Genomic DNA, 25,839 nt, shown 5'->3' on the forward strand with positions numbered 1-25,839 from the left:
TGTTCGAGTCAATTTTCCGGTTGACACTCAAGCATCATACAAGAGGGCTTTTTTTATTTCAAGTCCCCGAAAATCCTTCTAACAGGAATGCTCCTATGTGAAAATGCAGCATGCAAAGCGATACAGCATTTTAGTCGATTATTTACAGGAGAACTACCCAAAGCATGAGTTTGAGATAACACCTAAAATTCTTGAAGAAGGTTACCAGCCTTATGAATATCGAGTTGTTGCCAACGGATACAAATACCGAAATGAATACTATAAAGTTGATTCAGATCATACAGTTACCTTTACCTCTTATTCTACAATGGACAAAGCAAATAAGGATGAGATTGATCAATTATTGTTTAACTCAGTAGTTATCGAAGCACCTTTCGAGTATCTTGAAAAAGAAGTGAAGGTTGAGGAAATTGCCAATTATGAGGAAGATACTTTTTTAGTACGTTTAGTTCTTATTGAGGGAAACTTCATCTTAGCGAATTATTTAATAAAAAACGGACAATATTTTTTACAACAATGGAATCTTCCTGGTGAGAATAATACTATTGAAATGGAAGTATCACCATCTGGCAACAAAAATTATTATGTGATGGCGACATTACCAGGCTTCAATAAAGAACATTGGAAAACGGTAAACCCGATGGCGTCTAAAATTCAGCTTACTGAAGAAATTCCAGCAATATATGTTATTTCGAATTAAATTAAATTAATTTTAATTGTAAAAATGTCCAGTAAACATAACTTACTAGACATTTTTGATATTGCTTAAATCAATCCTTGATAATCAGTCCTAGTAATGAAGCAAATTGAATCGCCTGATTTGATGAAACCTTGCAGCCTCTTAAATTTGAAAGAGAAACATTTAAATCATCAAAAGTAGAAGTGCTTAAATCAATGCCTTTTAGAGAGGTTTCTTCAAAATTAGCACCGTCTAAATGACAGTTTTTAAGCTCGATACTTTTAAGCTTACAATCATAGAAATCCGTATTTTTTAATAAACAATTATTAATAATCACTTTATCGAGCTTTGAGTTACCAAACATTGATAGGTTTAAAACTGAATCTTCAAATTGTACATTTCCAAGACTCGATTCTGTAAAATTAACGCCTAATAGCTTGCAATCTACAAATCTTACACGATGAATAGAGGACTTACTTAGATTGGCATTAGACAAATCACATTTTTCAAATAAGACATCAGTCAAATCGATATTTTCAAAATCTGTATTATTGAATCGGCAATTTTTAATAGTCATTTGAGTTAATCTAGCACGATGAACGACTTCATTTTCAAAATTAGAATGCTGTATCTCGCAATATTCTAACTCTGGATCTTCTTCATGAAAGATATCATGAAAATTTTTAGTTGTTAAATCAGCTGGAATTTTAGGGAAATCAATTTTCATATAAGGATCACCGCCGTATTTTAGTTTATTAAACTATAACATTTTGTAGATTGACGGCGAAGTGATAAATATGATTACATAAAAACTAAGAAATAGGAGGGATTGGTTTGGAGTTATTTATGTTCATTATACCAACTGTCTTTTCAATATTATGGTTCTATAATTTAGTCCAGCTAATTGATAAAGTAAAACAGGGAAAAAGTTATCATAATCAAAAAATATTAGGTTGTGCCTGGAGTGCGGGCTTTACTTTATCAATGGTTTTTTCATTTATGGGTTTACATTAAAGTAAAAAGGTATTCGAAGGAAGGGTCGAATACCTGACATTTGGTCAAAATTGATTATCTGGATGGAGGTTATTTTGCATAAGCTCCTGTACATTAACGATTTGTTCTTTAGTTGCCAGCTCTGTTTTATACCAGCCTTTTTTGTTCATAATCTCGAAGAGCTGAAATTGATTATTACTAGCATTTTCAAAGCAATGCTCATAAATTTCACGCAGTTTGGGGTGTGTTGTTTCTAACAGAGTATTGCTGACGCTGCGGCAACGTCCTTTTTCTAGCTCTAAGCATAGCTGTAGCATTTCGCGGTCAGTTAAACCACGTCCTTCAATATTATTTGGCATTTAATTCACCCTTTACGTTATTGAATATTCTTTGTTCTGTTGAAGTATTGGGAAAGCTCAACGATTTTTAGCTGATGCTTTTCTGCCATTTCTTCAAGGGACTTCTTTAGCTCCTGGTCGTCACATTGCGCAGCACACCAATTCATTGTTTTTGCGGTAATTTCTTCTGCGCGAATTTCATCTTCAATAAATGCCAGTTCCTTAAGCGTAAGTTCGGTCATCATTTCACCTCCGAACAATTTATTTATGAAGTTAGTATTGTTTGGAGAAAGCAATTTTATCCATCTTAGATTTTTAAAGAAGGGGAATGTATATGATTTTTAATAATCAAAATAAAACTATTTCTACCAATCGATTAATACTACGGCTTTTCCAAAAATCAGATGCTATAACAGTTGCCAAATTGTGCAATAACTATAATATTTATAAAAGTACCTTATATCTGCCATATCCATATGAGGAAGCAGATGCTTTAGGTTGGATTGAGCAGCATCTGGAGAATTTTAACGCGAATCGATTATATGAGCTTGCGATAACAGATAAAAAAAGTGGTGAATTATATGGAGCCATAGGACTTTCTAATAATGAAACCTTCCAGCAAGGAGAGCTTGCCTACTGGGTTGGGGAAGAGTACTGGGGAAAGGGCTATGCAACAGAAGCCGCCCAAGCAATGGTGGAATTTGCTTTTGAAATAAAGAATTATCACAAGGTTTTTGCTCGATACTTTGGTTCTAATCCTGCTTCAGGTAAAGTTATGGAGAAAATAGGCATGAAAAAAGAAGGAATCCTCATCGACCAAATCAAAAAAGATGGTCATTTCGAAGACTTAGTATATTACGGAATTGTAAAATATGAAAGTAAATAAAGGGAAGGTAAAAGTGTTGATCCTAGAGAAAGGATGGACGCTTTTTTTTTTCTGAATTAAGGGAAGGATGCAAAATAGAACCGATATCACGACCTTTCGAGAGGAACCATGCTTCTGAAGGTAGTATAGCCGGGGATATTGCGACAAGATGAGAGGAAATTTGCTTTGAAAGGTATCAAAGCCGAGGAGATTGCGACGAAGCAAGAGGTAGTTTGCTTTGAAAAGTAGCAAAGTGGGAGTTATTACGCCGATCCAAGAGGACACCTGCTTCAGAAGGTAGCAAAGCCAGTGTTATTACGACGAAGCAAGAGGAAACCCGCTCCAAAAGGTAGCAAAGCAAGCGTTATTACGACGATGTAAGAGTTAGTTCGATTAGAAAAGTAGCAAAGCGGGAGATATTACGCCGATCCAAGAGGACACCTGCTTCAGAAGGTAGCAAAGCTGGCATTAATATGACGAAGTATCAGGAAACCCGCTCCAAAAGGTAGCAAAACCAGCGTTATTACGACGATGTAAGAGTTATTTTGATTTGAAAAGTAGCAAAGCGGGAGATATTACGACGATCCAAGAGGACCCCTGCTTCAGAAGGTAGCAAAGCTGGCATTAATACGACGAAGTATCAGGAAACCCGCTCCAGAAGGTAGCAAAGCCAGTGTTATTACGACGATGTAAGAGTTAGTTCGATTAGAAAAGTAGCAAAGCGGGAGATATTACGACGATCCAAGAGGACACCTGCTTCAGAAGGTAGCAAAGCCAGTGTTATTACGACGATGTAAGAGTTAGTTCGATTAGAAAAGTAGCAAAGCGGGAGATATTACGACGATCCAAGAGGACACCTGCTTCAGAAGGTAGCAAAGCCAGTGTTATTACGACGATGTAAGAGTTAGTTCGATTAGAAAAGTAGCAAAGCGGGAGATATTACGACGATCCAAGAGGACACCTGCTTCAGCAGGTAGCAAAGCTGGCATTAATACGACGAAGTATCAGGAAACCCGCTCCAAAAGGTAGCAAAACCAGCGTTATTACGACGATGTAAGAGTTATTTTGATTTGAAAAGTAGCAAAGCGGGAGATATTACGACGATCCAAGAGGACACCTGCTTCAGAAGGTAGCAAAGCCAATGTTATTACGACGAAGCAATAAGAACCCCGCTCCAAAAGCTATCAAAGTCAACATGATTACGACAAACCAAAAGTAAACTCACTCCACTGGGGATTAATAACGCTCGCCACGTCCACTCCCATCCCAATTCAAATCTCTAACACTCAATCCTTCATCACTATCAAACACACCAATTAACTTCTACTAACAACTCTAGTCCCTATCTAAAAAATGCATAAACTTTTTTTCATCGCTCATAATAAATAGGATTTTAAGGAGGGAGTTTTTGATGGAAATACCAGCACGTGCAGGAGGGAAAAGTGAAAAGAGCGGTGGAGGAAAGTTGAAATGGTGGCAACTCTCCCTGATTGGTGTTGGCTGTACCATTGGAACTGGTTACTTTCTTGGTTCGGGTATAGGTATTTCAAAAACAGGTCCTTCCATTGTCATCTCATTTATACTTGCCGGCATTACAGCCATGATTGTTTCAGAGCAGCTTGGAAAAATGTTTATCCAGGACCCACAAAAAGGGTCATTTCGTTCCTATACTAAAAAAGCTTTTGGAAGATGGGCAGGGTTTAGTAGTGGTTGGGTATATTGGTTCTCCGAAATGCTTATTTCCGGGAGTCAATTGACCGCACTTTCTATATTAACTCGCTTCTGGTTCCCCAATATACCGATTTGGATACTTGCATCAATTTACGCAACACTTGGAATAATTGTCGTTCTTATCGGAACAAAAGGCTTTGAACGAACCGAAAACTTATTCGCAGTAATGAAAGTGGCCGCTATTTTTATGTTTATCATCTTAGCGATTTTAGTATTATTTGGATTTTTCGGCGGAAATCGAGATGATTTTGATATACCTAATACAGCAAATGAGTTCTTTGCTGAAGGTATGATCGGCTTATGGTCATCCCTTATATTTGGTTTTTATGCTTTTGGTGGTATAGAAATCATGGGGATACTCTCAGTTAGGCTCCAACAGAAAACAGAGGTTATCAAGTCTACTACTGTTATGCTGATTATCTTAACGTCAATTTATATAATCTCAATAATATTAGCTTCAGGCTTAGTTGCCTATGATGAATTTAATGCAGAGGAAAGTCCCTTTGTCATTTCCTTGGCAGAGTATAATTTAGCATTTTTCCCCTATGTCTTTAATGCAGGTGTTATTATAGCGGGCTTCTCAACAATGGCAGCATCACTTTTTGCTGTAACAAGCATGCTCGTTACAATGTCTGAGGAAGGGGATGCGCCAAAGGTATTTTCTAAAAAAAGTAAATTAAAGGTACCACCTTTTGCATTAGCATTAACCATTTCTGTGTTAGTTATTTCTATAATCGTCTCACGCATTGTACCAGATCGAGTTTACGAATATATCACAACTGCTGCAGGGTTAATGCTTATATACAATTGGTTTTTCATACTTATTTCTTTTCCTAAGCTTATAAAAGCGACAAAGTTTGATCATGTAAAGCGATTTTTAGCCATGCTCCTTATACTACTTGCAGTAAGTGGAACCTTGGTAGATAAAGCAAATCGTATGGGCTTTTTTGTAAGTGTAATTTTCATAGTACTTGTTATAGTTGTTATTTTATTTATGAGAAAAGGGAAGAAAAAGAACAAGAATGAGCTGCCTCGTGGAATTTAGCAGACATTCAGAAAGCAAAATTAAGTATGTTAGAAAAACAATAATTTAATGGCTTGTACACCAAAATATAACCCGAAGCCAATAAGGGACAGGCCTGAAATTGCCGAAATCAAACCTAGAAGCTTTGCTGTTAAAACCTTTCTGAAGCTACTTGAAATAAAAGCCATAGTAACATCCCATATAAATAACCCAACGAAAATTGCAAGGCTATATAAAATCACATGGTCAAGATCGTAGGTAGTAACGGTTTTGGCCAATACTGAACCAAAGATACCTAACCAGAACATCATCGATAATGGATTAGTAATAGAAAGTAAAAAACCGTAGAAAAATGATTTTTTAAGTGAATCGTTTTTCATCTTATTCATCTTGATTTCTTTTTTTGCGTTGATAATGCTATCTACGCCGGTGTAAATCAGTACAAAACAACCGAATGACCAAAGTAATGTTTGCATAAATGGAGTTTCAAGAAAATGAAAAACACCCAAATATACTATGGCCATATAAATAGCGTCAGCTAACATTGCACCTAAACCGACTAGCCAAGCATGTCCGAATCCACCATAAATTCCTTTCGTAATTTGAGCTGCGTTTACAGGACCTATTGGAGCTGCAAGCGAAATCCCTAGTATGACATATCCGAAAAAAGCACTCATTTCAAAACTCCTTTAGTAACTAAAAATGGTTTGTACCATCTTATTCGTTATGGAGCAGAAGTAGGACAACTATTAATGCTTATTAAATTCTAAATACATTCAAGGAGTAGAAACAATGTCTGTTCATGTATATCAAACCTTTGAAATTAAACAAGATAAATTTAAAGAGGCAATCGAGAATTTACAGGAAATCAAAAAATATCGAAATGATTCTTATGATCATGAGGTAGAAGTGCTAATTCCTATTACGGGATACGATTATACTTACGCCATTATGGCAACTTACGATGGACTAGCCGAGATGGAATTTCAGGATAGAAAAATGTTTGATGATGATGAATATTTAAAACTAGTCGGAAAATTGTTCCTTGAGCATGTTGTTCAAGGAACAATGGTTACTCAGATTTATCGTGGAATCAATAAGAAGGTGTCTAGTAAGGATGAGAAAAAAAGTGAAGAATGATTAAAATTAAAACGCATAAATAAAGCGATTTTACTCAAAATAAAAAGACGGAGGTGAGTGACAATGGAAAAAAGAAACTACAATAATAATCGTCATCAACAAAACCAAAACAACAATCGTGAAGAGTTCGCGGAGGATTTAGACTTCAACCGCAACCAAGAGGAATTTGCTGATGAAGCAAGCTTCAACAACCGCAACCGTAATAACCAAAACCAAAACGACGACAACTGTGAAGGTTGTTAATTAAAAACCAAAAATGAATTTAACTCTGAACTAAGTTTGGCCTAAAAAGAGCGTTTATTCCGATAATAGGAATAAGCGCTCTTTTAATGTGTTATTTAAGAAAAAAATAAAATGGTTAGCTATTTATGTCAATCCTGTATTATACTATCGAAGAGAGGAATTTTGCATTCTGAATCAATATATAGTCTGAAGGCATATTAAATGCTTGGACGTCTAATTTAGATATAGTTAAAGTTGAGCTCTTATTTAAATGTACAATGCTTAGAGAGTAGGCATTTGTACATTTTTTATGTGTATGAAGGGATTTTTATAAAAATCGATTTTCTTTTGTTGGGGGAATGAAAGGATGATTTTTTAATCAAAACATACGCAGGTATAAAAAAAGGCTTTAGAGAGAATTTAAAAGAAAGTGAGTATTATTATGAATAAAAATACAAAGGTTGTTTTAGCAATCTTATTAGGGAATTTGTTTATCGCATTTTTAGGCATTGGCTTGATTATTCCAGTGTTGCCTACAATCATGAATGAATTACAAATTTCCGGAACTGTTGTCGGTTATTTAACTGCCGCATTTGCGTTAACATCTCTTGTATTATCACCAATTGCAGGGCGATTTGCCGATAAATATGGTCGCAAGATTATGATAATATTGGGGCTCGCTACCTTTGCTGTTTCGGAGCTATTATTTGGATTAGGTAAAACAGTTGAAGTTTTATTTATTTCACGAATTTTAGGCGGTGTTAGTGGAGCATTTATCATGCCAGCTGTAATGGCGTACATTGCCGATATAACAACTATGGAAACAAGACCAAAAGCACTGGGCTACATGTCTGCTGCAATTAGTACAGGATTCATTATTGGACCAGGTGTTGGGGGCTTTCTTGCTGAAATAGGTACACGTGTGCCATTCTTTGCCGCAGCTGTGTTAGGTGTAGTCGCTACTGTGTTATCGATACTATTTTTAACAGAGCCTGAACGTACGGAGCAACCAGAAGTTGTGGAACATGCTAAATCGAAATCTCCTTTAAAGAAGATCTTAATTCCAATGTTCTTAATTGCCTTTTTAATATTATTTATTTCATCATTTGGTCTAGCCGTGGTGGAATCGTTTATTAGCTTATATACAGACCATAAATTTGGCTTTGAACCGAGAGATATTGCGATTGTAATAACTGTTTCTGCTCTTATTGGTGCATTATCACAGGTTTTACTATTCGATCGAATGACACAATGGTGGGGTGAAATTAAGTTAATTCGTCTTTGCCTTGTAATTTCAGCAATTTTTGTATTTGCTATCACGCAAGTGTCTAGTTATTTAATGATTATTTTTGTTATTACGATGTGCTTCGTTGGATTCGATTTAATACGTCCGGCTGCAACCTCATATCTATCCAAAATAGCAGGAAATGACCAAGGCTTTGTTGGTGGCATGAACTCTATGTTTACTTCACTTGCAAATGCAATTGGTCCAATTTTGGGTGGTATGCTATTTGATATTGATGTTGACTATCCATATTATCTAGCAACTGTATTTTTAGCAGTCGCGTTAGGAATTGCTTTAGTATGGAAAAAACCAGTACTCAAGCAACCTGCCGAAACAGTAAGCGCAACAAAGTAAGGCACAAACTTTGAAATTACAAATGTTGTATTGGTATAATAAGGATTAGTGAGTATATATGAAAGAGGTAGATACTATGAACGCTTATGATGAATATATGAAGGGCATTGTGCAACCAATGCGCCAAGAATTGGTAGATGCAGGCTTTACCGAATTAACAACTCCTGATGCTGTAAATGAATTTATGGCTTCTGCTAAAGGAGTTTCATTGGTAGTAATTAACTCTGTTTGTGGATGTGCTGCCGGTTTAGCACGTCCAGCAGTTCGCCAAGCTGTTGAAGCAGTAAAACCAGATCATCAGGCTACAGTTTTTGCTGGTCAAGACAAGGATGCAACAATGGCTATGCGTGGATTCTTTGAAGAAGTACCACCTAGTTCACCATCTATTGCAGTGTTAAGAGATGGGCAATTAGAGTACTTCATCCCTCGTGATCAAATCGAAGGCTATCCAGTAGAACAAATTACTGAGCATTTAACAGGTGTATTAAAGCAAGCATGTGCACAATAACTCTTGTTACAACTGCTGGTCGACCAGATGACCTATCTATGACACTGGCAAAAAAAGCTTGTGAGAAATTAAATATCCGTTTCGAGCCTCGTAATAAAAGGTCCGTTACGAAAATCAGTCAGCAATTTGATGCAAATATCATTGTTGCTGGTAAAAATCGTTATGAATATTATCCGAAAGGTGCAACTGCACCTTTCTTTTTTCATCCTAATTCTGCAGCTTTTCGTTTAAAGCGAGTTGCAAGGGGAGAGACAGACCCATTCTTGGAAGCATGTAACATGGCTGTGGGAGATTCCCTCTTGGATTGCACATTAGGCATGGGTGCTGACGCAATGCTAGCTGCGTTTATAGCAGGAGAAACTGGTAAAGTAGTGGGGCTAGAGGATGATGAAAATGTTGCATTTATTGTCGATAACGGTATGAAAACCTATGATACTACTGAATTACCCCTAACTAGCTGTATGCGTCATATTGAAGTTGTCCAAAGTGAAGCAATAGAGTATTTAAAACAACAAAAGGATAACTCCTTTGATATAGTATACATGGATCCCATGTTTGAAGAGGTTATCGAAGAATCCAACAATTTTGAAGCACTCCGTGAAGCCGGCAGTCATGTACAGCTTTCGCAGGAATGGGTAGACGAGGCATTACGAGTAGCTAGAAAACGAGTCGTTTTAAAAGCACACTTTCGGTCAACATTTTTTGAGGATTTCGGATTTAAAAGAGAAATACGCTTAACCTCCAAGTTTCATTATGGGGTTTTGGTTAAGGAATAGTGAATTTGAAAGCAGTAGGAGATGAGAGCGGTGTTGGCGTTCTCATCTCTTTTTTTATTTTGAGGAATATGAATGAAACTTGTTTGGAGAAGGAGTAAGGAGTGAAACGATTTTCATCCGGTTCTTGAAACTCATTATAAGAAAATCTTGATACGTAACAAGCTTCATCTCAAAACCCCCACACAATCCTCATATCCGTCAAAAACACTAAAACAAAAAAGTAGCGAAGAAAATCAAAGTTTTCTTCACTACTCTATCTACTTATAATTCCTCTGTAAAAACATTTTTGTCCGCTCGGCTTGTGGGTTAGAGAAGAAGTCTTTTGGGATGCCAGATTCAATGATTTCTCCGCCATCCATAAAGACAACGCGATCTGCAACTTCTCTTGCGAAGCCCATTTCATGGGTAACTACAATCATTGTCATGCTTTCTTCTGCTAAATCCTTCATAACTTTTAATACTTCTCCTGTTAGCTCTGGGTCTAGGGCAGAAGTTGGTTCATCAAATAATAAGATATCTGGATTTAACATGAGCGCACGAGCAATAGCAACACGTTGTTTTTGTCCACCAGATAAGTTGGAAGGGTAGGCATCCGCCTTCTCCGTTAAACCTACTTTATCTAACAAATCTTTTGCATGGGTTTCAATTTCAATAGCTGGTTGATGATTTAGTAGCTTAGGTGCCATTTCAAGATTTTGTTTTACAGTTAGGTGGGGGAATAGGTTGAAATGCTGAAATACCATCCCCATCTTGCCAGTTACTTTTTTAATATCATTAGGTTTTACGTAAACTCCATCGTGTACTAAATAATCATTGTCGATTTGGATGCTCCCACCATTGATTTGTTCTAGATTGATTAAGCTACGTAATAATGTACTTTTACCGGATCCAGATGGACCGATAATTGCAACAACCTCATTCTTTTCTAGTGAAAAGGAAATTTGCTTGAGTACTTCGTTTGTACCAAAGGATTTTTTTAAATTAGAAACCTGGATTAGTGACATGCTATTTCACCTCTATTCAAATTTATATCGACGTTCTAGCCATTTAAAGAACATAGTTAAGATTAACGTCATGATTAAGTAAATAACCCCTGCAATGAAGTAGGGAACAATGGTAAAGTCTCTGTTTACAGCTGTTTGTGCAAAGTGTAAAAGCTCTGGTACCGCAACTGCGTAAAGTAAGGCAGTATCTTTAATAAGGGTAATAGATTCGTTTGAAACAGCTGGTAAAGCAACACGGAACATTTGTGGCAGGATTACACGAGTGGTTGTTTGCCATTTTGATAAGCCTAACACTTGAGCCGCTTCGTATTGCCCTTTATCAATAGCAAGTAATCCTCCGCGGAAAATCTCTGCAAAATAAGCAGCATAGTTTAATACAAATCCGATACATGCTGCAACAAAGCGATCGAATACTAAATACTCGCCGATAATTGGTAGCATTGGTAAACCAAAGCAAATTAATAAAAGCTGTAATAAGAGTGGTGTCCCACGCATGATAGTTATATAGCTCTGAGCAAGCCACGATAATGGTTTAAAGCTACTTTTTACTGCTAAAGTAAGCAAGAAACCAAGTGGAATTGAAACAATTATTGCAATGAAGAAAAGGAGTACCGTCATTTGAGCTCCTTCAAGCATTGGCCAAATAATCTTATTCCAATATTCAACCATTGTATTTCCTCCTCGAGTTGTTAAAAAATCGTGTTGTAATTCGATCTTAGATTCAAAAAGATAAGAGCTTCACATGGATATGGAAACTCTTATCAAGTGATTTTCATTTAATTAGTCTGTGAAATTATTTGAGTACAATGTCTTCGCCAAACCATTTTGTAGAGATTTCAGCTGAAGTGCCATCTTCATTCATAGCATCTAAAGCAGCTTGTACTTTTCCTAGAAGCTCTTCATTACCTTTTTTCACACCAACAGCGTATTGTTCAGGCGCTAAGGATTCTTCTAAAATTTTGAAGGTATCAGCTTGCTGAGTCATGAAGTATTCACCAACAACTTTGTCGATTACAACTGCTTCTACACGACCTGCTTTTAGATCAGTCAAAGCTAAAACATTATCTTTATACTCATTTAAAGTTACTTTTTCACTGATAGGATTAGCGTTTAAAGCATCTAATGCTGAAGATAAAGCCTGTATGCCTACCTGTTTGTCAGCAAGGTCATTTAATGAAGTAATTTTTGAATCGGCTAAAGTCATCACAACTTGAGCATTTTCTAAATAGGCCTCTGTAAATAAGACTTTTTGTTTACGCTCTTCTGTAACTGTATAGCCATTCCAGATTAAATCAATACGTCCACTGCTTAATTCAGATTCTTTTGTAGACCAATCAATTGGCTGGAACTTTACGTCTACATCCATGTGCTTTGCAGCAGCAGTAGCTAAATCAATATCAAATCCTACGATTTCGTTGTTATCATCACGGAATCCCATCGGCGCAAACGTGTCATCTATACCAATAATTAAGGAATCCTTACCAGAAGCACCTTCTGATTTGTCATCAGCTCCACAAGCGGCAACTACCGTTAAAATTAATGCTAGGATAAAAACTAGTGAAAATTTACGTTTCATAATAATCTGTCTCCCTTGTTGTTTATATTATTTTATTTATCTATTTAATTGTGAATAACGCTTTCACTCACTAAATTACTAACGTGTTAAAGGATAGCATATTGCTAGATTTGTGTCAATAAAGGTCGGATTGTATAAAATAAAAACAAATTGTTCAGAAAAATATAAACTTCCTATTACATAATGTATATATGGGAAGTAGCTATCAATGGGTTTTACTTTACACTTAAGATATGTTATAGTAGTTTTATGTTATTTTTAGGTTTGATGTAAATAAATTTGGCGTTTCGCTAGAGTTTTTAAAGATACTTATTCACACTGGCGCAAGTTGAGGCTTGCAAGGACGCAAAAGTAGGTAGGGTTTGCGTTGCTTAGGTTAGAAAGCGTTTAGTGGAATTTTACCGCGGTTGGTAAATGCACGAGGTTGCATTATATTATAAAATTCCCCTGATGATAGGGTAGAGACATTCTTTATTTATATTTTTCCATAGAAATACTAAAGGGGTATCCGAATAATCGGATACCCCTTGTCTAATTTTAGAAATAAAATGTAACTAGAAAGTAGCTCTTTAGAGCAAGATTTCGTCAAAAAAGGGAGTGTCTCAATGAATTTTAAGACACTCCCTTACTATGTGAATTAGTCAGTGAAGCACATAGATGTTAAATAACCTAGTAAAAGTAATAAACCAAATCCTGCTGCGATTTCCATATTGCAAACCTCCCTTGATAAAAAAAACACGCTTTATTTACAATATTATTGTACAATGAAATAGTAAAAGATGAAACCTTTTAATGATTTAAACGTACTAATTAATAGAAGGTTTTTACAAAATTGTGCGATATTGAAGGTGATTTCATGAAAAAATGGATGCAGAAAACCCTAGTCATAACAGTAGCATTATTAACATTTGGATTAATAACTCCGAATCATGAAATTTGGGATAGTTTAGAGAACAACCATTCCAATAACGGTTCTCAGGGTAGTAATGTCGAAAGTAATAATACAGAACTATCATCAACCATAGTTGAAGATAGTTTTTCCAAAGTTGAAAGTATTGATACACCTGATCTAGAACCTATCTTAGTCGCAGCAAAAGAACAATCATACATAAAATTTGGTTCAAGAATAGCACCTGTTATTAGCGATGAATTCGAACAAAGAATTTACCCGAAATTAGAAGAAGTACTCGACCTAACATTATCACGCCTTGATAATGATTCCTTTAAATATGTAGCAATTTCAAATCAGCCAAGTGGCGAGTACAACGAGAAGATTTTCAATATCTCAGATGGGACAAGCGGTAAAGACTTAATTCGCTTCCATGTACGCACTGAAAAACGACCACAAGAAGGCTATTACTATAATTTCCATTATCACACATCTGAAGACAATTTCATCTCACACCACTCATTAGGCGATATTTACTGGAGCAAAAATACACCGCCGAAATGGTTGTCCTAAAACACCCGTTCAGTTACGGGTGTTTTTTTCATGGAAATTGTTAATATATCAACATATTGAAGAAATTAACATTTATTGTTAGTTGATGTGAAAATGGCAAAAATATCATATACCCCAAATTGTACCCCAAAATCTAATTATCGCTGGGTTTTTTAATTAGTCACACATTTATCGTTCTTGATGAATACATCCAAACTATTTTAGGAAAACTTTCTGTATGCTAAAAATCTTTAAAATAAAATGAAATTGAGTGGAATATATGCGAGCTGTTATTACAGTCATTCTTTTAACAATTACCTTGTTCATAAACTGTTCCAGTGTTTTAGCAAATGAAGAAGGTGTGGGTATTCAGATAGAAATGCTCCCTTGGAAAAAAGCGAATGGGATTTTGCCAAAGTACAGCAAGTTTACAGTATTGGATGTGGAGACAGGGAAAATGTTTAAGGTGCAGAGACGTGCAGGAAACCGCCATGCGGACGTTCAGCCCTTGACTTCGAAAGATACGAAAATAATGAAAGAGATATATGGCGGCAAATGGAGCTGGAAGCGAAGAGCTATTATTGTCATTCATCACGATCAATGGATTGCGGCTTCAATGCATGGGATGCCACATGGGGCTGGTGCTTTAGAAAATAATTTTCCTGGTCATTTTTGCATCCATTTTTATGGAAGTAAGACCCACAGCACAAACTCTATGGATTTATCCCATAAACTAATGATTTTAAAAGCAGCAGGCAAACTTCAAGAGTATGTTGCCAGCGCAGACCCGTATGAATTAATTAATGCATATGTAGCCGGATTTAAGCAGCAGGATTCCCGCATAATCTCAATCATTTCCCATCAGCAAATTGACTGGAAAGAGTATATTAAATCGATTGAAAATATAAATTTAAAAAACATATCTATTTTTCCTGTTGAAGATCTAGTAAATGAAATAAGTCTTCAAGTGCCAGTTGAAATCGAATGGATGAGTGATAATTCACAAAGAAAATACTTTAAAGGGAATATTTACTTAGTCCGTTTTTCCCCCGCAGATGCATGGAAAATAGATAGTATACGGTTTTTAAAAGATAGTAGTATTTAAACGATTTAAAATAAATTTTTGGAGCCATCACTATGAATAGGATGATTTTACAAAGATATATAGTTAAGTAAATCATACTCTGAAGAATATACCATCCCTAGTTATTTCTACACCATTATAAATATATTTCAATCTTAATACGCAGTCATTAAGCAGTAAAACCAGGTATTTATTTCCTGGTTTTTTCTTATTGAAAAATAAAATCATTAGTTCTGTAATTAAAATATGAATGTGTGTTGGATTTTTTTGGGGTAGTTATGAAGAGTCAGATGTTAAAAGCTATGCAACGTAATCTGCTAGGGATTTTATCTACGTCTCAAAATCTGGTGAAATCGCAAAAGGTGCATTAAAGTTAGAAGAGTTTTAGATGGTTCGTTTGTAGTGTTTTGCTTTACCAAGCAAAATTTACTCTAATATACTAAATATGAAAAAGTTTGAAACCTAAGACTTATAAAAACATTGATTCTAAATGGTATTGCAAATTGAAAACATTCTATAACAAATTGGAACGTGCTCTGGACCAAAAATACTCTGTGAATGGTTATCCTAAAACATCCATTCAGTTACGGGTGCTTCTTCATGGAAATGTTGATATATCAACGTATTGAAGAAGTTAATATTTATTGAAGTATCTCCTACAAGAGCTCAAAGCTCGAAATTCGCGATTTTCATACCAGTTAAAAGTTAAGGCTTATTCTCCTCATAACTTTAATGAATACTGAAACTTTTTGATGACTTATCCGTAAAGATTGAGCATACAAAATTTTATAAGTTGCGAAATTGTATTAATAAATATAGAAAGGGAGTGACCGAAATGGATAAAAATAATTCTTTTAATGATGCGGTAGATTATTTGAAAAAACATATAGGGATACCAGATAAAATTTCGTTGAAGAAGCTACCTGTATTTTTAAGGATTTTCGGATATTTAGTCGCTCTAATTCTATTTATGTCTTTATTACTTTTCTTTATATTACCTTTTTTAAATTAATGGATTATATAAAATGTTATTTTTGTATTATTTAGATAAATATTTAAGATACTATTTAGTGTAATATTAATTATGGCACATTTAATTTTGAACGGATCACTAAAAGTTGGTGCTGCAAAAAGTGAGGTTCTATAACTGTTAATAGAATTTTAGTGACATCAGATAAGTAATTCCTAAATATTTACAGCTGTATAAAATCAGAACAGTGCACTCGTTTAGTTACGGGTGTTTTTATTTTTATGCATTTTTCAAACTTATCAAAAAAATGTTACATACAAATTTTTTGAATGGCATTATGATAAGGAAGGGGGTGTGTGAAGGGGTGTTAACGCGCGATGCGGATACAGAGGCTTATATTAATACTTTAGAAAATGGTCATATTTATAAAGATATTCGCGCCAAGTATGGGGAGCTTACGGATGATGGACGAAATTATAAGCATGAATATAATGAAATCGTCATTCGGTATGCGTGCGAAAAATACAATCTAACTACGGAACAGCTTGATCGAATTTTTATTGACTCCGAAATTAAAATTAGTGAATATGAGAGAAGCCGAGTAAAACCAAATAACTAAAATATTTAAGTCACATTTCAAGCGGAGTGTGGTTATTATTTTTTTAGCAATGTATTTTTTTTGTCCAATTGGAATTAATTCATTAGAGATAACTGCAGGGACATGATGAATAACTTCTGCATAAAATGAGTAAATTACAATTAAATAATTTATTTTGTTTTGAATAGTGAAAAATATTTCATTTCAAGGTAAAATGAATGTATAACATTTTTTGAGGAGGATGCCGATGATAACCGGTCAGTTAGAGCGAGCGTTTCAATTAGCAGAGAAACATAAACTCGACGTAAGCACAATTTTGGAGTTAAACAAAATTATTATGAAGGAGGTCAATTCATCTCCTAAAACAGAAGAAAAGATTTTGCAACAAATTTTACAACTACTTGAAAACAACAAACAAATTCTACGGGAGGCAACATAACAATTGAAAAAACAACTTGAATTGTATGATGATTTAGACACATTTGATTAAAGGCGCTGCTCAGCGAGTAATGGTAATACGAGCAGCGCCTTTTCTATTGCTTAAAAATAGATAATTAACATAACTGTGTTAGTTTACGTATACACTCATTCCCAAAAAATCCAATCTTTTTGTTGACTAACAATTTAGAATTTTGTTAATATAATGAAAAGTTTTTGGTGAAGGAGGCTATTTCTATGTCTAGATTGCAAGAATTTCAGGAGCTTTTTCGCCATATACGCCTTGCGCATGGAAATAATGAGCAAGCAGTTTTAGTAATTCTAGCTGCTGCAAAGGGTTCTGCTTATCGCCTGCCTGGGACGAAAATGCTTATGACTTCTGGTGGAGCAATGGTCGGGACGATTAGCGGAGGCTGCTTAGAGAATGACTTATATGAATGGGCACAGCAAGTATTTGAAAATAAAAAGGTAATGACTTTACAATATGACCTAAGTGAAACTGAAATTTGGAGCTTGGGAATCGGTTGTAAAGGAAACCTTGAGTTTATCTTTCTTCCAATACAGCCACAAATTCCACTTTTCCCAAAAATCGATCAATTATTATCCCTAAATCTTCCTTTTACTCTTATAATAGATATGAAGAATGGTGAAATGGATGTTATAGAAGCTCGAAATAATGAAGTTTCCTATAATGGTATTTTCCCAGAAGAAGTAGTAGATTACGCAATGAGTGTAAAGAATAAGCAAACTCGTGCGGCAATTCTATCAAGTGACAATCAACGATATTATATAGATGTAGTAAAACCAAGTGAGAGATTAATTGTTGCAGGAGCAGGGAGAGATGCTATTCCAGTAGCTGACCTAGCAAATAAAGCAGGATATGCAGTAACGGTATTAGATGGCCGTGCTCACTTTAACAATGAACAATATTTTCCTCGGTGCACCCATATTACTGAGGATTTAGAAAATATATCAAAGGAAGAGCTAGTTAATTGCTGGTGGATTATTATGAATCACCATCAAGAAAAGGATGAAGCTAGTCTTAAATTCGCCATTGAACAGAGTCCGAAGTATATTGGAGTTTTGGGGCCGGCCTATCGGACAGATGAGATGCTCGAAAACATTGGGTATTCCTTATTAAGTGCTCCCATACATTCACCAGTAGGCTTAGACCTTGGTGCAGAAGCTAGTGAAGAAGTGGCTATTAGTATTGTTTCAGAGCTAATGAGTTTAAGAGCAGGACGTATTCAAAATCATTTACATGGAAAAGGGAAAATACATGTGTAAAATAGGGGCTATTATTTTAGCGGCTGGTCAATCTGTAAGAATGGGGAAGCCAAAGTTACTTTTACCTTATTTAAATCGTCCCCTAATCCATTACCCCGTATCACTGGCAGTTGAGATGGATTTCGCGAGGATTATTGTTGTCGGTGGAGAGCATATCCAGCAATTACAAAGTGAATTAAGTGAATTTTCAAATCGGATAACGATAATCCACAATACAGAATATAAAAAGGGGATGTCCTCCTCTTTAAAGGCAGGTATAACTGCCATAGAGGATGAATTAGATGGTGTTTTAATCTTTTTAGGAGATCAGCCCTTTGCTTCAAAAGACGTCATTCAAAAGCTGATTCGAGAATTTAAGCAATTGAGGAACTCGAAAATTGTTCGTCCGCGCTACTCAATGCAGCCCGGGCACCCGATTTTATTTGATAAAAGTCTTTTTTCAAAATTTCATGCCTTATGTGGGGATGAGGGTGGAAAAAGTATTATTAAAGCAAATGAAGAAAAGCTGCTTTATGTAGACTTTGAAAATACAAAATTGAACTTAGATATCGATACCCCACAGGATTACGAATTGCTTCTAAAATCATAACAAGAGGAGTGTGAAGCTTCATGACTATAAAAGATACTTTAAAGAGACCACTCCGAGACTTAAGAATATCTGTTATGGACCAATGTAATCTTCGCTGTACATATTGCATGCCAAAGGAAGTGTTTGGGGCTGATTATGCGTTTCTTCCTTCTGAAAAACTATTAACCTTTGACGAAATTGAGGATCTTGTAAGAATTTTCAGCTCCCTAGGTGTAAAAAAGATTCGAATAACAGGTGGTGAGCCTCTTTTAAGAAAGGAATTACCACAGCTGATTGAACGTATCATCAGCATACAAGGAATAGAGGATGTTGCCCTTACAACCAATGGAATTTTGTTAGGTCATTATGCAAAGCAGCTTAAGGAAGCCGGGCTGAAGCGTATAAATGTGAGCTTAGATAGTCTAAATTCAACAACTTATGGCCAGATGAATGGACGTAAATTCCCTGTGGAAAGAGTTCTAAAATCCATAGAACAAGCAGCAGCTGCCGGACTGCATATTAAAATAAACATGGTGGTACAAAGAGGTGTAAATGATGGAGATATCCTACCTCTTGCCAAGTATTGCTTTGAAAAGGGCTATACGTTGAGATTTATTGAATTCATGGATGTTGGAAATACAAATAGCTGGAATTTAGAGAAGGTCGTACCTAGTAGAGAAATCCTCAATACCCTTCAGGAAATGTTTCCACTTGAACCTATAAATCCAAAATACATTGGTGAAGTAGCAAAACGCTATCGCTATAAGAATACGGACAAAGAAGTGGGTTTTATTTCATCGATTACAGAAAGCTTTTGTTCAACGTGTAACCGAGCAAGAATTTCTGCCGATGGAAAGCTCTATACATGCTTGTTTGCAACAGAAGGAACGGATTTAGTTGGCAAAATTAGAGATGAAGCATTAGCAAATAAAGAGTTAACTGATTTCATCTCAGAACTTTGGAATAAAAGAGAGGACCGTTACTCCGACCAAAGAGTTGAATTGAGCAAACAACCGTCCAAGCAGAAAATCGAAATGTCATATATTGGCGGCTAGTTTAAGGAGATTTATATGAAAAAGCTCGTTAAGATTTGTTTTATATGCTTGATAGCTATAATGGGGGGCTGCTCCCAAAGCACTTCAGGAAAAGACGATGATTCACTAGTATTAACCATTTCTGCGGCATCAAGTTTACAAAATGTGTTAGAGGAATTACGGGATGAATTTAAAAAGAATCATCGAGAGATAGATATACAATTTAATTTTGGAGCTTCTGGCTCCCTGTCAAAGCAAATTGAACAGGGTGCTCCAGTGGATTTCTTTTTATCCGCCTCCAATGACAAGTTTGAAAAGTTAAACTCTCTCGGTCTTATTCAAGAGAGTGCAACATTTATAAGCAATGAGCTTGTTTTAATTACGGGAAAGTCAGGAGATGTGACGCTCGATAAAACTGAAGATTTGGCTTCTATTGAAGTTGAAAAAATTTCAATTGGGACACCCTCTATTGTTCCAGCTGGTGCCTATGCTAAACAAGCTTTGGAGCACTTTAATCTATGGTCCAAAATTGAGAATAAAATTATCTATGCAAAGGATGTAAGACAGGTGCTGACATATGTGGAAACTGGAAATGTTGAGGCAGGTTTTGTTTATAAAACAGATGCCATTAGCTCGGATAGAATACAGATAATTGAGACTGTTGATGCTGCTAGTCATGATTTAATTACGTATCCAATTGGAATTTTAGAAAATACGGATTCCCTATCAGAAGCAAAACAGTTTTATGAATTTTTACAAGGTGAAGAAGCCAAGGAGATTTGGGTTGAATACGGATTTACCCTCATTCCTTAAATCTAGTTATACAGGATTTATTGGTAAATCGAATTTGATTAGGAATAGAAGTGAAGAATATGTGGAATCAGTTTTGGGAACCGATTCAATTATCGATAACTGTAACACTTGCTGCAAGTACTCTAGTAATCCTATTGGGTACATTACTAGGATTCGTTTTTGCTAGAAAGGCCTTTAAATTTAAAGTGCTCCTTGAAACGCTCTTTATGTTGCCTTTAGTGCTTCCACCCTCTGTCATAGGCTTTTTGTTAATAGTCATTTTTGGCAATCAAAGTCCTATAGGTAATATCATCAAGTCGATATTTGGACAGTCTTTAATTTTCACATGGTATGCGGCAGTGATTGCGGCTAGCGTTGTTGCATTTCCATTAATGTTTCAAACAGCAAAAGCAGGATTTCAAGGGGTTCAAAAAGGAATAGAAGAGGCAGCGATAGACTTAGGTGCAAATTCAAGGCAGGTATTTATTCGGGTTTCATTGCCCCTTGCGAAGAAAGCTTTACTCGCAGGATGTGTACTAAGTGGTGCGAGAGCCTTAGGAGAGTTTGGTGCAACGTTAATGTTTGCTGGCAATATTCCTGGTGTAACTCAGACCGTACCAACGGCTATTTATATGGCTATTGATAATGGAGAGATGTTTTTTGCATGGGCTTGGGTGCTTACAATGATGCTTTTATCCTTTATCCTATTATATTTTGTTCGTTCAAAAGAAAATAGAAGGGACTAATCGAAGATGAACAATCGATATTATAAACAAGAAATGTGTTCCTTTATAGGTGTTGAAGGACAAAGTAATATTAAGGAAAAGCATGTTCTGCTTATTGGTGTAGGAGCTCTAGGTAGTGCCAGTGCAGAAATGCTGGTTCGTGCAGGAATCGGTACGTTGACAATTGTTGACCGTGACTATGTGGAGCTAAGCAATTTACATAGACAGCAATTGTATAGTGAAGCGGATTGTGAGGAGGAAATTCCAAAGGTAGTTGCTGCTAAAAGAAGATTATCTGCTATAAATAGCGAAGTTAATATTAATGAGCTTGTAATGGATGCTGATGCAACCAATTTACTTCCTTATCTAGAAAACGTAGATGTCATCCTTGATGCTTCGGATAATTTCGATATTCGTTTTATTTTAAATGACTTAGCTCAAAAATATCAGATTCCATTTATTTTCGGCTCCTGTGTGTCGAGCTATGGCATGACCTATACGGTTCTACCAGGTAAAACCCCGTGTCTGCATTGCTTATTAAAACAAATACCAATGTCAGGTGCTACCTGCGATATTGTTGGGGTTATTAATCCGATTGTGCAACAGATCGCAGTGTATCAGGTGGCTGAATGCATGAAGCTATTAGTAGGGGATTTTGCTGCACTTCGAGCGACCTTTTTATCGGTAGATTTATGGAAAAACCAACACTATACGTTTCGTGTTGAAAAAGCAAAAAGGGAGGAGTGCTTATCCTGTGGAGCTTACGCTACTTATCCCTATTTACAATATGATTCTCAAACAAAAACCTCGGTACTATGCGGCCGTAACACGGTGCAGCTAAGACCGCCAGCTAATACAAATTTCAGCTTAGATTTATTGGAATATAAACTGAACAAACAGCTAAATGTTAAACGGAATCCATTCTTACTCAGCTGTGAATATGAGGATCACCGATTTGTTTTCTTCCAGGATGGACGAGTTTTTATCCATGGAATAGATGATATCCAAAAGGCGAAAAAGCTTTATTATAGTTTAATAGGTTAAGAGGTGAAGTACATGCTAACAGCTAGAAAAGCTATTTCAATCGGAGAAGCAATCGAAAAAATAATGGGTGATGTGTGTACAGGTGTTGCTGAGCGTGTACCTTTAATGGAGGCTAGTGGGAGGTACTTGGCTCAGGATATCAGGGCTAATCAAGATGTGCCAGCTTTTGATCGTTCTTTATACGACGGCTTTGCCATAAGAGCAAAAGATACGATAAATGCAAACCAGATGAAACTGGTTCTGATTGAAATAGTAGGACATATTGGGGCAGGAGCAGTTTTTCAGGGTGAGGTAAGTGATAATCAGGCAGTCCGTATTATGACAGGAGCAGAAATGCCAAAATGCTGTGATGCTGTTATTATGCTTGAGCATGTGAAGGAACTAATGGTAGACGGGAAGTCTTATATTTCGATTGATAAACAAATCGCAGAAAATGAAAAAGTGTTTAAAAAAGGAGCTGAGATTACAGAGGGTTCGCAACTAGTGAAAAAAGGAGAGCGCATATCACCGGGAATCATCGGCTTGCTTGCGACATTTGGTTATAGCGAGGTTCTAGTTGGTGCGAAACCGAAAGTGGGTGTCCTTGCTACAGGAAGTGAGCTGTTAGATGTCGAAGAGCCACTAGCTCCGGGAAAAATCAGAAATAGTAATTCCTATATGCTGATGGCTCAGATTGAACAGTTAGGTGCCACTCCAGTCTTTCTAGGCAAATTAGAGGACGATTTGGAGCAAAGCTTTAATGCAGTTGAGCAGGCATTAGAGAAAGTTGATGTATTGATTACCACGGGTGGTGTTTCAGTTGGAGATTTTGACTATTTACCAGAAATATATGAACTCTTAGGTGCACAAGTATTATTTAATAAGCTTGCTATGCGACCTGGTAGTGTAACGACAGTTGCTAAGGTGAAAAATCAATTTTTATTTGGACTTTCAGGAAATCCCTCTGCTAGCTTTATAGGCTTTGAGTTGTTTGTAAGGCCTGTCCTTAGAACTTTACTAGGAAATAAACAGCCCTATCTCAATACACATAAGGCTATATTAACGGAGAACTTCCTGGTTCCAAATAACTTTACTCAGCTAATCCGAGCAAAGGTTAAAGTAGAAGGGACCGATATATTTGCTTTCTCAAACGGTTTGAATATGTCTAACTCTATTACTTCATTAGTAGGTGCAGATTCGCTTGTTCTGCTTCCTCCAAGTAAATGCGGCTATGAAAAAGGAAGTTTGGTAGATATTTTATTGTTATCAGAGGAAGGGCAAAGCGAGTGCTTCTTCTTAACCTAGAATTTTTGGAGGTGTTATAAATGAAAGCTGAATTATTTTCGATAGTAGATAATCCTATCATTGTGGATGATGTCATTCAACAAGTTCAGTCAGTTAATGCTGGAGCGATTACCGTATTTATCGGAACGGTGCGTGAGTTAACTAATGGAAAAAGAACACTATATCTAGAATATCAGGCATATGAATCAATGGCTGTAAAAAAGCTCGCTGAAATAGGTGAGGAGATCAAAAGTAAATGGCCAGGAACGATTGCAGCTATTACACATCGTGTAGGAAGGTTAGAAATTTCTGATGTAGCAGTAGTAATTGCGGTTTCCTCCCCTCATCGAAAAGAAGCCTACGAAGCGAATGAGTATGCTATAGAAAGAATAAAAGAAATGGTGCCAATTTGGAAAAAAGAATATTGGGAAGATGGAACAAAATGGATTGGTGATCAGCTTCAAAAGGTTTCTTACGAATAGACAATAATTGAGGTGGAATATGATTAAAATATTATTCTTTGCAGGACTTCAGGAAGAAATTGATTCTGATTCTCTTATGATGGAGAGTGCTGAAGCGACTGTACAGGAAGTGAAAAGATATGTTCAATCGATTTATCCTAACGTTGATTTACAGCAAGTAATAGCGGCTGTAAATGAAGAATTCTCAAATGGAGATGACATCGTGAAGTCAGGTGATATTATTGCTTTTCTTCCACCTGTTAGCGGTGGATGAATGCAAGGAGAGGAAACTGAAACGATGAGTATAGAAGAGCATAAGAAGGTTCAATTAAAGAATGTAAAAGTGATGGTTGTTACCATTAGTGATACAAGAACGTATGAAACCGATAAAAGTGGTCGAGTGATGTGTGAGCAACTATCAAAAAATCTCTTTGAAATTACGAGATATGAAATCATTAAGGATGAAATAGAAGATATTGCATCTACACTTAAGTCAGGGATTCTTGATAGTAATGTGGATGTTATTCTAACGAATGGTGGAACAGGTATATCACATCGAGATGTTACTTTTAATGCTGTCGAGGAGTTAATAGATAAACCAATACCTGGTTTTGGAGAATTATTTCGCATATTAAGCTATGAGGAAATCGGTTCAGCCAGTATGCTTTCTCGAGCTATTGCAGGAATTGCAAATGAAACAGCTATTTTTTCAACTCCGGGTTCAACAGGTGCCGTAAAGCTTGCTATGGAAAAATTAATTTTACCAGAGCTTGTACATATAGTGAATGAACTAAAAAAAGATAACTAAGCATAAAAGCCAAGTTCTTATGAAAATCATGAGAGCTTGGCTTTTTTGTATATTTCCTTTAGCGAAGAAACTCACCATTTTTGCCGCCAGTTTTTTTCATAAGCATGGTTGGTCCGATAATCATATTTTTATCGACAGCCTTGCACATATCATAAATCGTTAACGCAGTAGCAGTTACGGCAGTTAACGCCTCCATTTCTACTCCGGTAGAACCTTTTGTTTTTACTTCAGCTTCAATGGTAATTTCATATTGTGCTTGTTTTTCATCTATTTGCCAATCGAATGAGATATTGACACCTGTTAAAGAAATGGGATGGCACATGGGAATGATGCTGGAGGTTTGTTTTGCAGCCATAATGCCAGCAATCTGAGCAACCCCAAGGACATCACCCTTCTTATTTGTTCCGTTTTTTATTTCTTCATAGATATCTTTGTTGATTTTGATTGAGGAGTGGGCGATTGCTGTTCTAACAGTCTCGTTTTTTTCAGATATATCGACCATTTGAGCTCTTCCTTGTTCGTTGAAATGCGTTAATTTTGACATCTAATCCCTCCCAATTGTTGTCTCTAAGTATAAAGAAATTCAGCTAGATTGAGAATGGAAATTTTGATTTTTAAAAAATATGTTATGTATTATTACACGATTATTTAGAGAGATAAGTAGATTTGGTTACTTTCACTAAAATAATTCTGATTATTAGGAAAATTTGTTAGTGACAACCAAAAAATTCCTTGTTAAGATGTTAGATAATATTACATGAGGTTCGTTTGTTATTTGATTAATTTTACTACAAAAACAATAATTATTACTTACATACATATCTGGACCGA

General features: G+C 36.0%; 31 protein-coding genes. 23 read left to right on the top strand and 8 right to left on the bottom strand.

Features of this window, described 5'->3' with window-relative positions; translation table 11 throughout:
* Nucleotides 1–97: 97 nt before the first annotated feature.
* Nucleotides 98–700: a hypothetical protein gene (locus BJ095_RS12595; protein ID WP_107935559.1), complete on the top strand. Its 603-nt coding sequence runs from the start codon at nt 98–100 to the stop codon at nt 698–700.
* 70 nt (nt 701–770) lie between these two features.
* Here the strand turns inward: BJ095_RS12595 and BJ095_RS12600 are convergent, their stop codons facing one another.
* The 3 genes from BJ095_RS12600 to BJ095_RS12615 all read right to left on the bottom strand — a co-directional run bounded on the left by BJ095_RS12600 (nt 771) and on the right by BJ095_RS12615 (nt 2,252).
* Nucleotides 771–1,406, bottom strand: a complete 636-nt coding sequence (locus tag BJ095_RS12600; RefSeq protein WP_107935561.1) for a pentapeptide repeat-containing protein — start codon at nt 1,404–1,406, stop codon at nt 771–773.
* Nucleotides 1,407–1,737: 331 nt separating this feature from the next.
* On the bottom strand, nt 1,738–2,031 hold the full coding sequence (locus BJ095_RS12610; RefSeq protein ID WP_107935565.1) for a spore coat protein: 294 nt from the start codon (nt 2,029–2,031) through the stop codon (nt 1,738–1,740).
* A 17-nt stretch (nt 2,032–2,048) separates the two neighbouring features.
* Complete coding sequence (locus BJ095_RS12615; RefSeq protein WP_107935567.1) at nt 2,049–2,252, bottom strand: hypothetical protein; 204 nt, start codon at nt 2,250–2,252, stop codon at nt 2,049–2,051.
* Between the two features lie 92 nt (nt 2,253–2,344).
* Between BJ095_RS12615 and BJ095_RS12620 the strand changes: the two genes are divergently transcribed.
* Both BJ095_RS12620 and BJ095_RS12630 read left to right on the top strand, forming a co-directional pair.
* The gene (locus BJ095_RS12620) at nt 2,345–2,896 is read left to right on the top strand and encodes a GNAT family N-acetyltransferase (protein WP_107935569.1); all 552 of its coding nucleotides are present in this window, start codon (nt 2,345–2,347) and stop codon (nt 2,894–2,896) included.
* 1,390 nt (nt 2,897–4,286) lie between these two features.
* The gene (locus tag BJ095_RS12630) at nt 4,287–5,651 is read left to right on the top strand and encodes an amino acid permease (RefSeq protein WP_107935571.1); all 1,365 of its coding nucleotides are present in this window, start codon (nt 4,287–4,289) and stop codon (nt 5,649–5,651) included.
* A 29-nt stretch (nt 5,652–5,680) separates the two neighbouring features.
* On the opposite strand, the gene BJ095_RS12635 is transcribed toward BJ095_RS12630, so the two are convergent.
* Complete coding sequence (locus tag BJ095_RS12635; protein WP_107935573.1) at nt 5,681–6,307, bottom strand: LysE family transporter; 627 nt, start codon at nt 6,305–6,307, stop codon at nt 5,681–5,683.
* Nucleotides 6,308–6,422: 115 nt separating this feature from the next.
* On the opposite strand from BJ095_RS12635, the gene BJ095_RS12640 reads away from it, so the two are divergent.
* The 5 genes from BJ095_RS12640 to BJ095_RS12660 all read left to right on the top strand — a co-directional run bounded on the left by BJ095_RS12640 (nt 6,423) and on the right by BJ095_RS12660 (nt 9,915).
* Nucleotides 6,423–6,770 (top strand): hypothetical protein, encoded by a 348-nt coding sequence (locus BJ095_RS12640; protein WP_107935576.1) that lies wholly within the window; start codon nt 6,423–6,425, stop codon nt 6,768–6,770.
* A gap of 63 nt (nt 6,771–6,833) precedes the next feature.
* Nucleotides 6,834–7,013, top strand: coding sequence for a hypothetical protein (locus tag BJ095_RS12645; RefSeq protein WP_107935578.1), 180 nt, complete (start codon nt 6,834–6,836; stop codon nt 7,011–7,013).
* Nucleotides 7,014–7,434: 421 nt separating this feature from the next.
* Nucleotides 7,435–8,631: an MFS transporter gene (locus BJ095_RS12650; protein WP_107935580.1), complete on the top strand. Its 1,197-nt coding sequence runs from the start codon at nt 7,435–7,437 to the stop codon at nt 8,629–8,631.
* 76 nt (nt 8,632–8,707) lie between these two features.
* Complete coding sequence (locus tag BJ095_RS12655) at nt 8,708–9,139, top strand: BrxA/BrxB family bacilliredoxin (protein ID WP_107935582.1); 432 nt, start codon at nt 8,708–8,710, stop codon at nt 9,137–9,139.
* Nucleotides 9,127–9,915, top strand: coding sequence for a class I SAM-dependent methyltransferase (locus BJ095_RS12660; protein ID WP_107935584.1), 789 nt, complete (start codon nt 9,127–9,129; stop codon nt 9,913–9,915). Before BJ095_RS12655 ends, BJ095_RS12660 begins: the two co-directional genes overlap by 13 nt.
* Before the next feature lie 257 nt (nt 9,916–10,172).
* Here the strand turns inward: BJ095_RS12660 and BJ095_RS12665 are convergent, their stop codons facing one another.
* From BJ095_RS12665 to BJ095_RS12675, 3 genes are all read right to left on the bottom strand, one after another.
* On the bottom strand, nt 10,173–10,919 hold the full coding sequence (locus BJ095_RS12665; protein WP_107935586.1) for an amino acid ABC transporter ATP-binding protein: 747 nt from the start codon (nt 10,917–10,919) through the stop codon (nt 10,173–10,175).
* Nucleotides 10,920–10,931: 12 nt separating this feature from the next.
* On the bottom strand, nt 10,932–11,588 hold the full coding sequence (locus BJ095_RS12670) for an amino acid ABC transporter permease (RefSeq protein WP_107935588.1): 657 nt from the start codon (nt 11,586–11,588) through the stop codon (nt 10,932–10,934).
* 124 nt (nt 11,589–11,712) lie between these two features.
* The gene (locus BJ095_RS12675; RefSeq protein WP_107935590.1) at nt 11,713–12,495 is read right to left on the bottom strand and encodes an amino acid ABC transporter substrate-binding protein; all 783 of its coding nucleotides are present in this window, start codon (nt 12,493–12,495) and stop codon (nt 11,713–11,715) included.
* 856 nt (nt 12,496–13,351) lie between these two features.
* Here BJ095_RS12675 and BJ095_RS12680 point away from each other — a divergent pair.
* The 15 genes from BJ095_RS12680 to BJ095_RS12745 all read left to right on the top strand — a co-directional run bounded on the left by BJ095_RS12680 (nt 13,352) and on the right by BJ095_RS12745 (nt 25,008).
* Nucleotides 13,352–13,957: a YpjP family protein gene (locus BJ095_RS12680; RefSeq protein WP_107935709.1), complete on the top strand. Its 606-nt coding sequence runs from the start codon at nt 13,352–13,354 to the stop codon at nt 13,955–13,957.
* Between the two features lie 259 nt (nt 13,958–14,216).
* Nucleotides 14,217–15,041: a hypothetical protein gene (locus BJ095_RS12685; RefSeq protein WP_107935592.1), complete on the top strand. Its 825-nt coding sequence runs from the start codon at nt 14,217–14,219 to the stop codon at nt 15,039–15,041.
* A gap of 814 nt (nt 15,042–15,855) precedes the next feature.
* Nucleotides 15,856–16,032 carry a hypothetical protein gene (locus BJ095_RS19080; RefSeq protein WP_181418064.1) on the top strand — a complete coding sequence of 59 codons (177 nt, stop codon included), beginning with the start codon at nt 15,856–15,858 and terminating at the stop codon, nt 16,030–16,032.
* 322 nt (nt 16,033–16,354) lie between these two features.
* Complete coding sequence (locus BJ095_RS12690) at nt 16,355–16,609, top strand: hypothetical protein (RefSeq protein WP_107935594.1); 255 nt, start codon at nt 16,355–16,357, stop codon at nt 16,607–16,609.
* A 226-nt stretch (nt 16,610–16,835) separates the two neighbouring features.
* On the top strand, nt 16,836–17,027 hold the full coding sequence (locus BJ095_RS12695) for an ABC transporter permease (protein WP_107935596.1): 192 nt from the start codon (nt 16,836–16,838) through the stop codon (nt 17,025–17,027).
* A 236-nt stretch (nt 17,028–17,263) separates the two neighbouring features.
* Nucleotides 17,264–18,313, top strand: coding sequence for an XdhC family protein (locus BJ095_RS12700; protein ID WP_107935598.1), 1,050 nt, complete (start codon nt 17,264–17,266; stop codon nt 18,311–18,313).
* A complete protein-coding gene (gene mocA / locus BJ095_RS12705; RefSeq protein WP_181418065.1) occupies nt 18,306–18,902 on the top strand; it encodes a molybdenum cofactor cytidylyltransferase in 597 nt (198 codons plus the stop codon). Before BJ095_RS12700 ends, mocA begins: the two co-directional genes overlap by 8 nt.
* A gap of 20 nt (nt 18,903–18,922) precedes the next feature.
* Nucleotides 18,923–19,936 (top strand): GTP 3',8-cyclase MoaA, encoded by a 1,014-nt coding sequence (moaA, locus tag BJ095_RS12710; RefSeq protein ID WP_107935602.1) that lies wholly within the window; start codon nt 18,923–18,925, stop codon nt 19,934–19,936.
* A 15-nt stretch (nt 19,937–19,951) separates the two neighbouring features.
* A complete protein-coding gene (gene modA, locus BJ095_RS12715; protein ID WP_107935604.1) occupies nt 19,952–20,728 on the top strand; it encodes a molybdate ABC transporter substrate-binding protein in 777 nt (258 codons plus the stop codon).
* Between the two features lie 59 nt (nt 20,729–20,787).
* Nucleotides 20,788–21,453 carry a molybdate ABC transporter permease subunit gene (gene modB / locus BJ095_RS12720; protein ID WP_107935606.1) on the top strand — a complete coding sequence of 222 codons (666 nt, stop codon included), beginning with the start codon at nt 20,788–20,790 and terminating at the stop codon, nt 21,451–21,453.
* Nucleotides 21,454–21,459: 6 nt separating this feature from the next.
* On the top strand, nt 21,460–22,476 hold the full coding sequence (locus BJ095_RS12725) for a MoeB/ThiF family adenylyltransferase (protein ID WP_107935608.1): 1,017 nt from the start codon (nt 21,460–21,462) through the stop codon (nt 22,474–22,476).
* 12 nt (nt 22,477–22,488) lie between these two features.
* Complete coding sequence (locus BJ095_RS12730; RefSeq protein ID WP_107935610.1) at nt 22,489–23,760, top strand: molybdopterin molybdotransferase MoeA; 1,272 nt, start codon at nt 22,489–22,491, stop codon at nt 23,758–23,760.
* 20 nt (nt 23,761–23,780) lie between these two features.
* On the top strand, nt 23,781–24,221 hold the full coding sequence (locus BJ095_RS12735; RefSeq protein ID WP_107935612.1) for a molybdenum cofactor biosynthesis protein MoaE: 441 nt from the start codon (nt 23,781–23,783) through the stop codon (nt 24,219–24,221).
* A gap of 19 nt (nt 24,222–24,240) precedes the next feature.
* Nucleotides 24,241–24,474, top strand: coding sequence for a molybdopterin converting factor subunit 1 (moaD, locus tag BJ095_RS12740; RefSeq protein WP_107935614.1), 234 nt, complete (start codon nt 24,241–24,243; stop codon nt 24,472–24,474).
* A 24-nt stretch (nt 24,475–24,498) separates the two neighbouring features.
* Entirely contained in the window at nt 24,499–25,008 is a 510-nt protein-coding gene (locus BJ095_RS12745; RefSeq protein WP_107935710.1) for a MogA/MoaB family molybdenum cofactor biosynthesis protein, read from the top strand.
* 58 nt (nt 25,009–25,066) lie between these two features.
* Here the strand turns inward: BJ095_RS12745 and moaC are convergent, their stop codons facing one another.
* Nucleotides 25,067–25,552: a cyclic pyranopterin monophosphate synthase MoaC gene (moaC, locus tag BJ095_RS12750; RefSeq protein WP_107935616.1), complete on the bottom strand. Its 486-nt coding sequence runs from the start codon at nt 25,550–25,552 to the stop codon at nt 25,067–25,069.
* Nucleotides 25,553–25,839: the final 287 nt, after the last annotated feature.

The sequence above is a fragment of the Ureibacillus chungkukjangi genome, assembly GCF_003217295.1.
Lineage (GTDB): Bacteria > Bacillota > Bacilli > Bacillales_A > Planococcaceae > Ureibacillus > Ureibacillus chungkukjangi.

Excerpts from the sequence above, each read along its gene's own strand:
- BJ095_RS12640 (WP_107935576.1), top strand. The coding sequence starts at position 6,423 with ATGTCTGTTCATGTATATCAAACCTTTGAAATTAAACAAGATAAATTT.
- BJ095_RS12660 (WP_107935584.1), top strand. The coding sequence starts at position 9,127 with ATGTGCACAATAACTCTTGTTACAACTGCTGGTCGACCAGATGACCTA.
- BJ095_RS12630 (WP_107935571.1), top strand. The coding sequence starts at position 4,287 with ATGGAAATACCAGCACGTGCAGGAGGGAAAAGTGAAAAGAGCGGTGGA.
- BJ095_RS12675 (WP_107935590.1), bottom strand. The coding sequence starts at position 12,495 with ATGAAACGTAAATTTTCACTAGTTTTTATCCTAGCATTAATTTTAACG.
- modB (WP_107935606.1), top strand. The coding sequence starts at position 20,788 with ATGTGGAATCAGTTTTGGGAACCGATTCAATTATCGATAACTGTAACA.
- BJ095_RS12725 (WP_107935608.1), top strand. The coding sequence starts at position 21,460 with ATGAACAATCGATATTATAAACAAGAAATGTGTTCCTTTATAGGTGTT.
- BJ095_RS12645 (WP_107935578.1), top strand. The coding sequence starts at position 6,834 with ATGGAAAAAAGAAACTACAATAATAATCGTCATCAACAAAACCAAAAC.
- mocA (WP_181418065.1), top strand. The coding sequence starts at position 18,306 with ATGTGTAAAATAGGGGCTATTATTTTAGCGGCTGGTCAATCTGTAAGA.
- moaA (WP_107935602.1), top strand. The coding sequence starts at position 18,923 with ATGACTATAAAAGATACTTTAAAGAGACCACTCCGAGACTTAAGAATA.
- BJ095_RS19080 (WP_181418064.1), top strand. The coding sequence starts at position 15,856 with ATGGATAAAAATAATTCTTTTAATGATGCGGTAGATTATTTGAAAAAA.
- BJ095_RS12670 (WP_107935588.1), bottom strand. The coding sequence starts at position 11,588 with ATGGTTGAATATTGGAATAAGATTATTTGGCCAATGCTTGAAGGAGCT.
- BJ095_RS12735 (WP_107935612.1), top strand. The coding sequence starts at position 23,781 with ATGAAAGCTGAATTATTTTCGATAGTAGATAATCCTATCATTGTGGAT.
- moaD (WP_107935614.1), top strand. The coding sequence starts at position 24,241 with ATGATTAAAATATTATTCTTTGCAGGACTTCAGGAAGAAATTGATTCT.
- BJ095_RS12600 (WP_107935561.1), bottom strand. The coding sequence starts at position 1,406 with ATGAAAATTGATTTCCCTAAAATTCCAGCTGATTTAACAACTAAAAAT.
- BJ095_RS12700 (WP_107935598.1), top strand. The coding sequence starts at position 17,264 with ATGTCTAGATTGCAAGAATTTCAGGAGCTTTTTCGCCATATACGCCTT.
- BJ095_RS12620 (WP_107935569.1), top strand. The coding sequence starts at position 2,345 with ATGATTTTTAATAATCAAAATAAAACTATTTCTACCAATCGATTAATA.
- BJ095_RS12610 (WP_107935565.1), bottom strand. The coding sequence starts at position 2,031 with ATGCCAAATAATATTGAAGGACGTGGTTTAACTGACCGCGAAATGCTA.
- BJ095_RS12680 (WP_107935709.1), top strand. The coding sequence starts at position 13,352 with ATGAAAAAATGGATGCAGAAAACCCTAGTCATAACAGTAGCATTATTA.
- BJ095_RS12615 (WP_107935567.1), bottom strand. The coding sequence starts at position 2,252 with ATGACCGAACTTACGCTTAAGGAACTGGCATTTATTGAAGATGAAATT.
- modA (WP_107935604.1), top strand. The coding sequence starts at position 19,952 with ATGAAAAAGCTCGTTAAGATTTGTTTTATATGCTTGATAGCTATAATG.
- BJ095_RS12745 (WP_107935710.1), top strand. The coding sequence starts at position 24,499 with ATGAGTATAGAAGAGCATAAGAAGGTTCAATTAAAGAATGTAAAAGTG.
- BJ095_RS12655 (WP_107935582.1), top strand. The coding sequence starts at position 8,708 with ATGAACGCTTATGATGAATATATGAAGGGCATTGTGCAACCAATGCGC.
- BJ095_RS12730 (WP_107935610.1), top strand. The coding sequence starts at position 22,489 with ATGCTAACAGCTAGAAAAGCTATTTCAATCGGAGAAGCAATCGAAAAA.
- moaC (WP_107935616.1), bottom strand. The coding sequence starts at position 25,552 with ATGTCAAAATTAACGCATTTCAACGAACAAGGAAGAGCTCAAATGGTC.
- BJ095_RS12665 (WP_107935586.1), bottom strand. The coding sequence starts at position 10,919 with ATGTCACTAATCCAGGTTTCTAATTTAAAAAAATCCTTTGGTACAAAC.
- BJ095_RS12650 (WP_107935580.1), top strand. The coding sequence starts at position 7,435 with ATGAATAAAAATACAAAGGTTGTTTTAGCAATCTTATTAGGGAATTTG.
- BJ095_RS12695 (WP_107935596.1), top strand. The coding sequence starts at position 16,836 with ATGATAACCGGTCAGTTAGAGCGAGCGTTTCAATTAGCAGAGAAACAT.
- BJ095_RS12685 (WP_107935592.1), top strand. The coding sequence starts at position 14,217 with ATGCGAGCTGTTATTACAGTCATTCTTTTAACAATTACCTTGTTCATA.
- BJ095_RS12635 (WP_107935573.1), bottom strand. The coding sequence starts at position 6,307 with ATGAGTGCTTTTTTCGGATATGTCATACTAGGGATTTCGCTTGCAGCT.